This window comes from Paraburkholderia hospita (assembly GCF_002902965.1).
Classification (GTDB): domain Bacteria; phylum Pseudomonadota; class Gammaproteobacteria; order Burkholderiales; family Burkholderiaceae; genus Paraburkholderia; species Paraburkholderia hospita.
This window is the reverse complement of the sequence record NZ_CP026108.1, coordinates 277,200-289,274: the sequence shown is the minus strand read 5'-3', so window position 1 is coordinate 289,274 and position 12,075 is coordinate 277,200. Positions and strand designations below refer to the sequence as shown.

The window sequence follows — 12,075 nt, the reverse complement described above, 5'->3', positions numbered from 1 at the left end:
CCGTCATCCTACGCGTGAACTCCATTGAACAAATTAGGAAAAACTGAAGAGTTCTTAACGTCGCGCGGGTTCGTTCATAGAGCGAGGCGGCACCTGTTGCGATACACGTTCCTCGCAGGTTCTACGTAGAATGAATTCCCGTCCTAATCCGACTGTTTTCCATGAAGGTATCTTCTGCCCCCGCGGAACCATCGCTTAAGAACATTTCACGTCTAACCAACGACTTAATGCGTCTCGCCCAATAAACTTCCCTGTCGCGATAGAGGTGACGTCAATCGGATGCAACCTTCAAAGGCATTAGCCAAGCGACCTCATCAGGCGAGCATCTATCCATGACTATCGAGATCACATACGCGCTTGTGCCTTTCTTCTTTTCGATGGCGACGGGCTACCTCGCGGGCAAGCTCGCACATGGCGCCATGCCGTTGTCGTCTATCAACACAATGTTGGTCGACTATGCGCTACCATTCGCATTGTTCCTCTACACGGCCAGAATGCAGCGCGCGAGTATCGGAAGTCACCTATTGCTGATTCTTATTCTTGTGTTGGTCATGCTAGCGCCGTACTTCGTGTCGCTGGCACTATCGCGCTTTGTCTTCCATGCGCGGCCTTCGAATGCAGCTGTCCGCGCGGTCACGATTGGCATGCCGAACTTTGCCGCAGTCGGACTTCCGCTCCTGCATAGTGTATATGGCGAACAAAGCGATTTGACTGTCGCGCTCGCGATCACGACGGCTTCCATAGTGATGTCGCCTGCAGCACTGATCCTGCTGGAGCGCGCGAAGGGCAGCAGTAGCGACGGACCTAACACAAACCTGCTGGGGAAGGCGTTGGCCACCACGTTTGTGAAGCCGATTGTGATCGCGCCGATCCTTGGCGTGCTGGTTTCGCTGGCAGGCTGGCAACTACCTCAGTTAATGGTACAGTCGCTCAATATCATAGGTAGCACGACGGCCGGCCTGGCATTGTTTTCGACCGGATTGATATTAGCATCGCAGCCATTCCGACTAGACATGGAAGTATGGCTCGGGGTTGCGTTGAGTAACGTTATTCAACCGCTGATCGCGCTGGTGCTCGTCGTGGCGCTCGCTCTGCCGAAGGCAATCGCAGGTCAGGCGATATTATTATCGGCCATTCCGTGCGGCTCATTCGGCATTCTATTTGGATTGTCGTACGGCGTTCAGGATACGACTGCTGGTACGACGCTGGTCGTATCGAGCGTATTGTCAATCGCCTCGCTGACGGCGGCGATCTTCCTGCTCCGCCATCTTTGAGGCGCATCGCGAGCAGAAGTTAAGTCAATCGCTTGATATATGGTCGATTACTTTCGCTCTCCGGCGATAGTTTGAGTAACCCCGACGAGTCGTTGTATATAAAGCGGGACAAAGACGCGAACCGCGAAAACGACATGTCGTCGCCGCTGAAAGGGAGAACTACGGTCCGTGTGTCTCCCCTCGTTTGCGCGGGCCACCGGTATGCTCCGTCAGTCGGATCGAGCTGCCGAAGCATTCGGCGGCCTGCCACTTACTCGCCGCCGCCTTCTACGGCGACGGTCAGACGATTGTCGACAACCTTCACATGCGGTACACGTTTGACGGCATCACCCGCCATCGAAATTTGCGACTCAACGGGCACCGTCCCCAACAGGGAGACGGTCCCGCCTTTGGCGAGCACCTCGATGTTGCTGGCAGTCAGGCCTTTGGTCGCGTATAGCGCGCGACGCACGGCCTTCGACAACTGACGGTTCTGCGCACGCAATGCCGACTTAGTCACAGCTACTGCGGGTTGCGATGCGGTCGCGTCATTACCCGTTTGGGCGATTGCCGCGTTCGAAATGAGCGCGGCGACGGCGCCGCACGCCACGATCAGTGTGGAAATTCGCATGATTTGATTCCTGATGATATGGTTGGTTGCAAGTTGGCCGAGAGGGCTGGGGCAGCGAGGCTAAGCATGCTCCCCTTGGTATGCTCCCTTGGCAACCGCTCTATCCTAATCACCTTTGCGATCAAAAATCACTGAAACCTTATTAATTATCGTTAAATTAGTTTATTGGAAAATTTCCTTGCACGTCCATTTACTCCTTCTCACGCCATTCATTTCTAGTGCAAAATTCACAGATTCAATCTTCTTTAGCCCAACATATCTCTCGATTCCATCTTTAATTTCGTTAAAAATATTCAGCCGTTACGAATTAAAACTACCGAATCAATCGAGGCTAAGTTCGTTGCATTGCACCGAACGGTGTTGTGCGTCATTCTACGCGGACGTATTGTTGACCAACGAGGCGCCTGAAGCGTTCATAAGGTCACGCTCCCCCACTCAATCACGCTGCTTTCCATGAACCTATCCTTTGACGTCTTGCAGGTCCTCGATGCAATCGATCGAACCGGCACCTTTGCCAGTGCGGCAGAAACGCTACGCAAGGTCCCGTCGTCGTTGACCTATCTCGTTCAGAAACTGGAACTCGATCTCGGCGTCAAGTTGTTCGACCGCACCGGCCGCCGAGCAACACTCACGCGTGTGGGGCGTGTAGTCGTCGAGGAAGGGCGCCGTTTACTGGAGGCCGCTGAGGACCTAGAATTCAAAGCGAAAAGAATCCAGCATGGCTGGGAATCCGATCTTCACATTGTGATAGACGAGATCATCCCGTTTGAGTTTCTCTGGGAACATGTCGATACGTTTTATCAGTTGAAGCTGGACACGAGGTTGCATCTGTCGAAGGAAGTGCTGGGCGGTTCGTGGGATGCGCTGTTGACGCGCCGCGCGGATCTGATCGTCGGGGCCGCTGGTGACCCGCCAGCGATTCCCAAACTGGTGACTAAGCCGATTGGCTCCCTCCAGCATGTGTTCGTGGTGGCGCCGCATCATCCCCTCGCTTCCACGCCAGAGCCACTCACGCTAGACATCGTCGCACGCCATCGAGCGGTCGCGATCGGCGATACGTCCCGTAAGCCCCGTAAGCTCGCACCGCGCACCATCGCAATTGCGGCCAATCAGGAGATCCTGACGGTTCCTACGCTCGAAGCCAAATTAGCCGCACAGATCAAGGGGCTAGCAGCCGGTACAATTCCGGAATGTCTTGCGGTCGAGGCGCTGGCTCGAGGTGAGCTTGTGAAAAAAGAAGTGATCGGCATGCAGGACATCACGCATTTCTATCTGGCGTGGCGCGACGATGAGACCGGCGGACCCCTGCGCTGGTGGGTCGAGCAGTTGGACCGGCCAGATTTAATCGACGAGGTCGCACGGCAAAGGATTTTGCACGGATAACAGCAGTCTAGCCACGCTCGTCGATGTTGCACGACGACGGTTCGTCAAACGAACCCTCCGCTGCATCTGCGGCGGCACAAACATCGTCAGACTCACTGGCTATCGCTGCGATCCGCAGCAAATGGGTTGCAGCTTTGAAATCATCCCAATCGCGGCCCTCCGTAAGCTTTGCGCATACGGATTTCAACAGCTGCACAGCTTCCGTGCTTCGGCCTTGCGCGTGCCAGAGGCTGGCCAGACTCGTTGCCACGCGCAATTGCAGTGAACGGCAGCCGTGCACCAACGAGTCCTCGAGCGCCGCGATCAGGCACGCCTCCGCGTCCCTCGTCACGTCGTCGGATGGCTCGCCGCCCGCCGGGCCCATCAAGAGCAGTTGGCCATGAACGTGCCTAAGTTCGCTGGCGTACCAATGGTCACCTGTGTCGTCGCACTGTTCCAGAGCACACACGACGGCAGCAATACTCTCCTCCCGCCGTCCAGCGCGGCCTAGCGCGAGACTGTATTGCGCGGCGAGCAAGGCACGCGGCGCGCTGTACTCGATCGATTCGAGTCCGTCCAACGCCGAGCGGAAAGCAAGCAACCGTTCAGGCGCGGTTCCATCAAGGGAGCGCAGGTATTCATCGAAACAACGGCAGCACGCTTGATACACAGTCAGACCGGCACGCGCCGAGACTTCCTGCAACAACGCAATCGCTTGCGCGGCGCTATCCCGCTTGCCTGATAGCAGCGTCAGCGGAACGAGCGCCTCAACCAGCACATAACAGGTGACAATGGCCTGTTCCTGATTGCATGCTTCGACCGCGCAATCTTCCGCAAGCCTAAGCGCCTGGTCCCGAAAACCTTGCAGCCATAGCACGCGTGCGAGCGTCGCGCGGCCGGCGATGCGCTGATCGACGGACTTTCCCAGCGGCAGAGGATGCTGCAGGTCATCACTCTGCAGCAGCAGTTGTTCAAGTGCCGGACGGGCCTGCTGTTGATCGCCCGCATAATGCGAAACGACACCGAGCAACCGGCAAGCGAGGATCGCGCAGTTCGCATCGCCCGTTTCGGAGGCGCGCGATGCAAACCGCCTCGCGAACGCCAACGCATTGCGTACCGCTCCGGACGACTGACTCGCGCTACACATGCCCCACAACGCACGGGCTTCGAACCGGTGGTCGCCGAGCGCGATCGCCGATGCGAGAACTTCGGCCCAGATGCTTAAGGTTTCACGGTTTGGTCCGTTCACATAGACCAGTGCCGCGCCGAGTGCCGCCAACAGTTTCATACGTAGGCGCAGATACCTGTTCGAACGTGAACCTTGATGGGTTGCAGCTACGGTATCGAGCGCTCGGCGTGCCCACGCGCTGCATTCGTCGACAAGCGATAGCTCATAGAACAGAAAAACGACCTTCACCGCTAGCGCTTCGCCCAGCTTCTCGTCGCCTTTCGGTGATAAAGCCCATGCCAGCGCCGCTCTCAGATCGTCGAGCAATTCGCACATCCCGTGATGCCAACTATCAGAAAAAGCGCTCGTGGGGTTCGCTCGGTTCGACGAATCGCGCTCCAGCAAGCTCATGAAGTAGCGCGCATGATTGAGCGTGATACCACGTTGCTCACCATTATCCTCGAGCTTCTGTACAGCGTATGCACGTGTGGTTTCCAGCAGGCGATAGCTTGCTTTTCCACGCTTCACCTCCGCCAGCAGCAGCGACTTTTCAACGAGACCGGATACGGCCGCGATTAAGTCGAGCTCGCGCAATGCATGGTCCCCGGCAACGGCGATAGCTGCTTCCATCGTGAAGCCGTTGACAAAGATGCCAAGCCTACGCAGCGTCGCGCGCTCAGCCTCATTGAGCAATCCATAACTCCAGTCGAGGGTCGCTTTCAGCGTCTGATGTCGCGGCAACGCGGTGCGATGGCCGCCAGTCAGCATGTTGAAGCGGTCATCGAGATGGTCAGAGAGCATCTCAATGCCGAGTATTGTCGCACGCGCCGCCGCCAGCTCGATCGCCAACGGAATGCCGTCGAGCCGGCGGCATACCTCGCCGGTCAGATGGATACTTCTCTCATCGGACGAAAATCGCGCGTCGATCGCACGTGCGCGCGACAGGAACAGCTTCACGGCACTGCATTGCAGGACATCCTGACTCTGAGCGTCCTGGGCGGGCACCTCCAGCGAAGCCACCCAATACAGGCATTCGTTCACGACACGCAGCGGTTCCCGGCTGGTCGCAAGAACGCGCACGGCCGGACTCACGCTCAGCAGCGTCTCGGCGAGTTCGGCGGCAGGGCCGAGCACATGTTCGCAATTGTCGAGAACGAACAACACGCGCCGCTCAGCGAGTTCCTTGCTGACACGCGCGAGCGTGAGCGAGCCTGTCGTCGGATTCATGCCGATGCTGGTCGCGAACATCGCGAGGACGCTGCCCGAGTCGCACGTGGACGCGAGCGATACTAGGTAGACACCGTCAGGGAAGCGCTCGAACAAACCGCGTGAGACCTCGATGGCCAAACGGGTCTTGCCGATGCCACCCGAGCCGACAAGCGTTACGTGGCGTGCCGAAGCCAGTGCGAGCGCGACGTCATGGACTGCTTTGTCCCGCCCGATCAACATCGACGAATTGGAAGGCAGATTGTTGGGAGTAGTCCGGTGTTGAATACCGTCCTCGGCGTCATCCACTTCATCGCCGCTGTCAGTCTGGGCGGAAGCAGTTGTCGAGGCCGCCCTGCGGACCAGCCGGTACCCCCGCCCAGACACGGTCTGGATCAGTCCGCGATTATTGCCCAGCGCCTTGCGCAAAGCGGACATATGTACTTGAAGATTGTTTTCTTCAACGATCGTGTCCGGCCATACCTGTGCAAGTAATTCGCTCTTCGACACCAGCGCGCCATTCGCTGCAATTAGTACGGCCAGCATGTCAAACGCACGGCTCCCAAGACGCACAGCTTTACCGTCGAGAAACAGTTCTCGGGTGGCAACGTCCACTTGAAGCTGGCCAATTCGAATCATTGCCTGAATATCCAAGACACCGCGGGTCGAGGAGTGACTGCGCGATATGTCCCCGAAGTCTAGAGCAACGGGGAAAGGGCATGCGCGAAAAAAACTGAACGTAAAGTTCAAAAATTTTGTACTTATGGTTCAGCGCTCGGGGTCTACATACTGCCCTTCGCACTAATTTCGTAACGTAGCCTGCAAGCACGTCTGCCAGCTCGCATGCAAGTCGCTGCCTAGTCAGACAGGGGCAATCTTTGTATGATGCGTCCGAACATACTGGGTACCGGACAACAATGACGAGAAAAGTACGGGCGGTCAAAGCAACCTCAACTGGTGAGGCGCAAGGCAACCAGAAAGGCGCAACGCGCCGCCTTGCACCCGAAGTGCGGGAACGCCAGATCGTGCTGAAAGCCGTAGACCATTTCGCGACCCACGGCTTTTCCGGCAGCACCCGCGAGCTCGCGCGCCAACTAGGCGTGACGCCGCCGCTTCTCTCCCAGTATTCTCCAAGCAAGCATTAATCGATCGTGTGTACGGCGAGGTGTATCAGTGGGACAGAGGTGGCGCCCGGATGCTTGCGCGTATGCTCAGGCGTGAAGGCTTCGCAGTCGGACACAAGCACGTCGGCACGCTGATGAAGCGCATGGGCATCGAGGCGATGTATCGCAGGCCAAACACGAGCCGCAAACATGCGCCCCACAGGATCTGGCCATACCTGCTGCGCAACCGGAAGATCGATCGCAGCAACCAGGTCTGGGCGCTCGACACGACGTACCTGCCGATGGCGCGCGGCTTTGTTTATCTGACGGCAGTGGTCGACTGGGCGAGCCGTCGGGTGCGGTCGCATCGGGGGGCGATCACGCTCGAGGCCGAACATGCCGTCGCGGTGATTGAAGAAGCAATCGTGAAATACCGCCAGCCGGAAATCGTGAACACCGATCAAGGCAGCAGCCAGTTCACCAGCGACGCGTTCACCGGGGCGGTACTCGGTAAAGGCATCCAGCTGTCAATGGATGGCAAGGGCAGCTGGGGTGACAAGGCTTGCGTTTCACACTACACCTCCTTGCGGCGATCAGAGACGACGTCGGGATGGCGACGCCGGCAGGACAGCTTGACGCCCATCGCCTTTCTGGGCGAGTCAGTGCCCGGAGGGTCGTACAGGCACTCGTTCTTGTCGCTGTAGGCGTGACCGCGGATGAGTCCGCGACGGTTCCATATCTTCACGCTCGTCGGCGTGACGTGCAGCGCGTCGGCCATCTCCTCCAGCGTCAGCAGACCCGCTTCGCGCAACCGGTCATAGCGTGGCTTTAGACAGTAGTTGCGCTGCAGGCGTGCGACCATTTTTGCATTGAAGGGCCTGCCCGTGCCCGACGGGGCGCCACGTTCGTTCAGGATATTCGCGATCTGCAGGACAGTATGGTGATTGAGCAGTTCGTCAATTTCCTCGATCACCGTGGCGGGGGTGACCCATCGCTGCCACGATTTCAGCGGCAACGGCAGGCTGAGGGTCCGGTGAGCGCCGCCCTTGAAGCGGATCTGTGCGGTAACCTGCTGGTCCCGGTTCAGGGTGACGTCTTCCAGAAGCAGCCTGATCATGCGTTTGCGTTCCCGGTCAGGGGTGGCGGGGTCCCGCCATAGCCGGGGGAAGTTGGACGCCAGCGAGACGATGACGGCGCGCTGCTCGTCCGTCAGAATACGCGCGTCCTGTTCACGCCGACGCTGATATTCCTCGTTAGCCTCAGTCAGCGCTCGCAGCTTATGGTTCCAGTCAGCCTCAAGTGAGTCGGCGACCAGGCGGTTCTCCGGATCGCAGCGCATGTAGCGGCGCTGCGCCAGATCAGCTTCATACTGGGCGCGCTCCACCTGCTTGTGACGCAGACAGTCGGCTTCTTCGATGCGGGACTGGAGTTCGCGCTGAACCGCCAGACTTACCTCAATGGCAAGCGGATTAAGCGCTTCGACGAGCAGTTCGCCGATGGCCTCGTCGATGCCAGCCCCGTGGATGCGCTGGCAGATGGGTTCGGCCTGCTCGATGCCTTCGCGCTGACAGATGTACTCGGGACACAGGCAGCCCTGGCGGCTGTGGTAACGAACCGTCATGCGGTTCCCGCATCGACCACAGACCACGACTCCCTGAAGAAGTGCTGGACCCTCACGCGGCGCGCCACGGCGCCGGTCTGCTCCGATCGCCTGTGCGCTCTCATGCAGACGCTTCTGATTCTGCTCGTACTCTTCCCAGGCGAGATAACCGGCATGGGCGCCCGGAATCAGCGTATCCCACTGGTCCCGCGGGGCGCGAATCACACGCGTTCGTCCATCGACTGTCTTGCGTGTATGGGTGCGACCATAGACGAAAGCGCCTGCATACCTTGGGTTGTGCAGAATGCGCACTACCTGGCTGTGTCCGAGGCTGCCCCACAGCAATTCGCCCTTGTGCGGACCTTTGCAACACCGTCGCGGAAACGCCAGCTCGAGATGATGCGCGGCGCGCGCGGTAGCCATCGCCGATCCCGTACCTCGGAAGGTGTCGAACAACCACCTCAGGCAGTGCTGGACCTGCTGGTCCGGATCGAGAACGACCGCGCCCGCGGCGTTGTACTCGAAGCCAACGGGCAGGCGCATCTGCAGTTCACCGCGCCTCGCTTTGCTTAGGATTCCTCCTTGAAGGCGCGCCCGCAGCACGTGCAATTCGGCCTCACTCATGGTGCCCTTGAGCCCCAATAACAGCCGGTCGTTGAAGTGAGCAGGATCGTATACGCCATCCTCGTCAAGGATCAATGTGTCGGTGATTGCGCAGATCTCGAGCAGCCGATGCCAGTCGGTGGAGTTGCGCGCCAGGCGCGACACCTCCAGGCCGAGCACGATACCGGCATGGCCCACGCCAACTTCGGCGACCAGACGCTGGAATCCTTCGCGGTCCGCCGATGACGCGCCGGACTGGCCGAGGTCGCTATCGATCACAATAATGCGGTCCTCGGACCACCCCAGGGCGACCGCCCGTTGGCGCAGTGCATATTGGCGCTTGGTGCTCTCGGTATTCTCGAACACCTGACGCAATGTGGATTGCCGGATATACAGATAGGCGTTGCGCTTCAGATGGCTCGCCTGGACCTTCTGATGAGGATCGCTCTTCATGCTGTTGCCTCCTGACGCCGGTGTAAAAGCATTGAAGCCAGAATCAACGTCGCCTCCTGATGCAGCGTGAAGGGAACGATCTCTGCCTCACCAGGCGGCGGCTGCCGCCGTACAACCGTGGTCGCGCACTGGGCCCATGCCTGCATCCATGCTCTCATGCCGCTGCGCATCAACAGCACGAGGCCCTGGCCGCGAGGAATCTCGCACGGCAATCCAAGTGCCTGTTGCCTCAGATCTTCATAACGGGAGATCAGTCCGTCATTGCACAGCGCACGGTCCGGAGTGGACACGGACGGTTTCGTTACGGTTTTTTTTGGCGCAGAAACTGTCGTTCGATACTGCGCGGATGAACCTGTACGCCGAAGGTCTGGTGCACCAGACTGGCCAGTCGCTCCGCTCGCACAGTCGGCTCTGCAACCCGCGCCCGGTTCAGAAACTCCATCACCGCCGGGGTCAACTTGTGGCCGCTGCGCGGCCCAGTCTTCTGCGGAATCAAAGCGGCCAGTCCGCCCTGTTCGAAAGCCGTCTGAGCCTGATAGAACGACGGGCGGGAGAAACCGAATGCCTTGGCCGCTTCGCTGATCGGCCGCTTGTCCACGCGCACCGCGCGCAGCATCTCGTACTTGACCTGCAGCAGATCGTAGGAATCGAAGAACTCGCCCTCCCGAAACAGCGGATGCGTCACGGCATCGGGGCGCGGATTGAGGCTCGCCTGCTGCCGCAGCGTGCGGTGCTTGTCCTCTTTGCGTCGGTCTGTCGCCATGCACAAACTCCAGGGAAAGCGGCCAAATCAGTGTAAATACAATTATATACAATATTTCTGAATATGCAAGTCCAATGTCTGGGATACCTGCGGAAATATGGCCGCAAAAATCCAATTCTATCGACGACCAAGGTGGCCGTGGAGGGTGATGCCCGGCATAGTTAACTTTACATACGCGGCGTATTTGGCTTTACACATGGTCGCGCTGTTCATGGCTCCAACGTGGCGATCAAACGCCCCAGTGCAAGCAGCTCCTCTACGCGAAACAAGGCGCGCCCGGCAGCGACGACGTTGAATGGGTCCTCGCCGACGACGCTCGTCCAGCTGGCGGGGAGCGCCCGCAGTCGGCCATTCGCGTCGTGAAACCAAACCCTGTCCTCATGCCAGTTCTTGGCGTGAAGGACCAGTTCGAATTCTTGCAAATGAAGGGGATGGTACGGATGAGTTACCTGAAAACGTCGGCTTCCAGCGTCACTCACGGGCGCAGTTGTCTGCGGACTCCAACGTGTTCGTTGAGCGGTTATGGCGCAACGTCGAGTACGAAGAGGTGTATCTGAAGGCCGACGAATCGGTCGGTCAGGCACGCCAATCGACTGCTGCTTACATGGTGGTACAACCGGCAACGGCCCCGTTCCAGTCTGGCAGACCGGACGCCGGATGAAGCTTACTTCGCGATGCTGCCTGCGATAGAAACGGCAGCGTAACGACCAGCGCTTTCCACTTTAAATCGCGGAACTACTGTCTGAACGAACAGGGCCACCTCTGCTGCCCATGCTCAAGCCACGCGACGCAATCGACGAACTCGACCGCGCGGCCGAGTTGCCGGGTGTCCGCGGTGTCTACATGGGGACCAACATCGACAATCGTGATCTCGACGATCCACTGTTCGAACCGGTCTTTGCTCGCATCGAACAACTCGATCTGCCAGTGTTTTTGCATCCGCAGCAAACCGTCGGCGGCGCGAGACTCGGCGACTTCTACTTGAGCAACCTGCTAGGCAACCCGTTCGACACCGCTATAGCCGGTTCGCATCTGATACTCGGCGGCGTGCTGGACCGGCATCCCCGTTTGCAAATTACATTGCCGCACGCGGGCGGTGCATTGCCGATACTGATGGGTCGCCTCGACGCAGGCTGGGTGGTCCGCCCCGAAACACGGCGGCTGGCGCAAAAGCCGAGCGACTATCTGCTCCACTTCAGCTACGACACGGTCTCTCATTCCGGACCCGTGCTTAACTTTCTGATCCAGAACATCGGCATTGAGAGGCTGGTGCTTGGCGGTGACTACTGTTTTGATATGGGCTATGACCAGGCTATCGACTTTCTGGATCGTCTCGCACTTTCACTGGAGCCAAGAAATCAGATCCTCGGCGGCAATGCGGCAAAACTGCTGACGATCTAGCGCTAACCGCCCTTGGCAGCCTTGGCGAGTATTTGCGCGATCACGGAAGCCAGAATCATCGCATTGGCATTGGCCGGAAGCGCACTGCGCACCTTCGGTTTGAAGATTAGATCGCCACGGCGGATCGTCGCGTCGCTCAATGCGCAGCGCCCCTGCATGCGGGCGCGACAACCGATCCACACCTGATCGACATAGCGGCAGCGGGTTGCATCCTGCCAGAGAACCGCTATTGATGATTCAGACAGGCGCTCGATTATTTCGACTTGGATATGCGGCGACGGGACATACGCAGCGAGACGACAAGATGACCGCGCGATGTGCGCCTCGTTCGCTCCTTCATAGCTATCACCGGAGTGGAGCATACTGATCACATGATCCCACACCGGAGCGCGACTGCCGTCTGGCACGACCACCGGTTTCTCGCGCAACGAGCCACATCCCTCTCGCCGGATTCGCGATTCCTCCAGCATCACCTCTTTGCGTTGATTCAGGTGGATTGCGCTCTGCGTCATGCCTCTCCCATCCTCCGGCC

At 58.8% G+C, this 12,075-nt stretch carries 10 protein-coding genes and 3 pseudogenes; 6 read left to right on the top strand and 7 right to left on the bottom strand.

Annotated features, from left to right (window positions below; translation table 11 throughout):
- The first annotated feature begins 332 nt into the window (after positions 1–332).
- Positions 333–1,274, top strand: coding sequence for an AEC family transporter (locus tag C2L64_RS45735; protein WP_103153969.1), 942 nt, complete (start codon positions 333–335; stop codon positions 1,272–1,274).
- Between the two features lie 250 nt (positions 1,275–1,524).
- Here the strand turns inward: C2L64_RS45735 and C2L64_RS45730 are convergent, their stop codons facing one another.
- Entirely contained in the window at positions 1,525–1,884 is a 360-nt protein-coding gene (locus C2L64_RS45730) for a BON domain-containing protein (RefSeq protein WP_103153968.1), read from the bottom strand.
- Positions 1,885–2,337: 453 nt separating this feature from the next.
- On the opposite strand from C2L64_RS45730, the gene C2L64_RS45725 reads away from it, so the two are divergent.
- The gene (locus C2L64_RS45725) at positions 2,338–3,267 is read left to right on the top strand and encodes a LysR family transcriptional regulator (protein WP_103153967.1); all 930 of its coding nucleotides are present in this window, start codon (positions 2,338–2,340) and stop codon (positions 3,265–3,267) included.
- Positions 3,268–3,274: 7 nt separating this feature from the next.
- Here the strand turns inward: C2L64_RS45725 and C2L64_RS45720 are convergent, their stop codons facing one another.
- On the bottom strand, positions 3,275–6,259 hold the full coding sequence (locus tag C2L64_RS45720) for an ATP-binding protein (RefSeq protein WP_103154348.1): 2,985 nt from the start codon (positions 6,257–6,259) through the stop codon (positions 3,275–3,277).
- A gap of 278 nt (positions 6,260–6,537) precedes the next feature.
- Between C2L64_RS45720 and C2L64_RS45715 the strand changes: the two are divergent.
- Both C2L64_RS45715 and C2L64_RS45710 read left to right on the top strand, forming a co-directional pair.
- A pseudogene (locus tag C2L64_RS45715) lies at positions 6,538–6,800 on the top strand (TetR/AcrR family transcriptional regulator); the annotation flags it as partial.
- Between the two features lie 15 nt (positions 6,801–6,815).
- Positions 6,816–7,256: pseudogene (locus tag C2L64_RS45710) on the top strand (DDE-type integrase/transposase/recombinase); the annotation flags it as partial.
- 41 nt (positions 7,257–7,297) lie between these two features.
- Here C2L64_RS45710 and C2L64_RS45705 read toward each other — a convergent pair.
- The 4 genes from C2L64_RS45705 to C2L64_RS56430 all read right to left on the bottom strand — a co-directional run bounded on the left by C2L64_RS45705 (position 7,298) and on the right by C2L64_RS56430 (position 10,621).
- Positions 7,298–9,379, bottom strand: a complete 2,082-nt coding sequence (locus C2L64_RS45705; protein WP_103153966.1) for a recombinase family protein — start codon at positions 9,377–9,379, stop codon at positions 7,298–7,300.
- Positions 9,376–9,669 carry a hypothetical protein gene (locus C2L64_RS53755; RefSeq protein ID WP_143055850.1) on the bottom strand — a complete coding sequence of 98 codons (294 nt, stop codon included), beginning with the start codon at positions 9,667–9,669 and terminating at the stop codon, positions 9,376–9,378. Before C2L64_RS53755 ends, C2L64_RS45705 begins: the two co-directional genes overlap by 4 nt.
- Before the next feature lie 11 nt (positions 9,670–9,680).
- Complete coding sequence (locus tag C2L64_RS45695) at positions 9,681–10,142, bottom strand: helix-turn-helix domain-containing protein (protein WP_103153965.1); 462 nt, start codon at positions 10,140–10,142, stop codon at positions 9,681–9,683.
- A gap of 209 nt (positions 10,143–10,351) precedes the next feature.
- Positions 10,352–10,621 carry a DUF5372 family protein gene (locus C2L64_RS56430; RefSeq protein WP_103153964.1) on the bottom strand — a complete coding sequence of 90 codons (270 nt, stop codon included), beginning with the start codon at positions 10,619–10,621 and terminating at the stop codon, positions 10,352–10,354.
- 23 nt (positions 10,622–10,644) lie between these two features.
- Between C2L64_RS56430 and C2L64_RS55295 the strand changes: the two are divergent.
- Positions 10,645–10,846: pseudogene (locus tag C2L64_RS55295) on the top strand (integrase core domain-containing protein); the annotation flags it as partial.
- Between the two features lie 22 nt (positions 10,847–10,868).
- The gene (locus C2L64_RS45685; RefSeq protein WP_322790680.1) at positions 10,869–11,543 is read left to right on the top strand and encodes an amidohydrolase family protein; all 675 of its coding nucleotides are present in this window, start codon (positions 10,869–10,871) and stop codon (positions 11,541–11,543) included.
- Positions 11,544–11,545: 2 nt separating this feature from the next.
- On the opposite strand, the gene C2L64_RS45680 is transcribed toward C2L64_RS45685, so the two are convergent.
- Positions 11,546–12,055: a DUF3331 domain-containing protein gene (locus tag C2L64_RS45680; RefSeq protein WP_244212303.1), complete on the bottom strand. Its 510-nt coding sequence runs from the start codon at positions 12,053–12,055 to the stop codon at positions 11,546–11,548.
- Positions 12,056–12,075: the final 20 nt, after the last annotated feature.

Bases quoted from the DNA above. Each gene is read 5' to 3' on its own strand.
- C2L64_RS45720 (WP_103154348.1), bottom strand. From the start codon at position 6,259: ATGATTCGAATTGGCCAGCTTCAAGTGGACGTTGCCACCCGAGAACTG.
- C2L64_RS45680 (WP_244212303.1), bottom strand. From the start codon at position 12,055: ATGACGCAGAGCGCAATCCACCTGAATCAACGCAAAGAGGTGATGCTG.
- C2L64_RS45730 (WP_103153968.1), bottom strand. From the start codon at position 1,884: ATGCGAATTTCCACACTGATCGTGGCGTGCGGCGCCGTCGCCGCGCTC.
- C2L64_RS45705 (WP_103153966.1), bottom strand. From the start codon at position 9,379: ATGAAGAGCGATCCTCATCAGAAGGTCCAGGCGAGCCATCTGAAGCGC.
- C2L64_RS45725 (WP_103153967.1), top strand. From the start codon at position 2,338: ATGAACCTATCCTTTGACGTCTTGCAGGTCCTCGATGCAATCGATCGA.
- C2L64_RS45695 (WP_103153965.1), bottom strand. From the start codon at position 10,142: ATGGCGACAGACCGACGCAAAGAGGACAAGCACCGCACGCTGCGGCAG.
- C2L64_RS45735 (WP_103153969.1), top strand. From the start codon at position 333: ATGACTATCGAGATCACATACGCGCTTGTGCCTTTCTTCTTTTCGATG.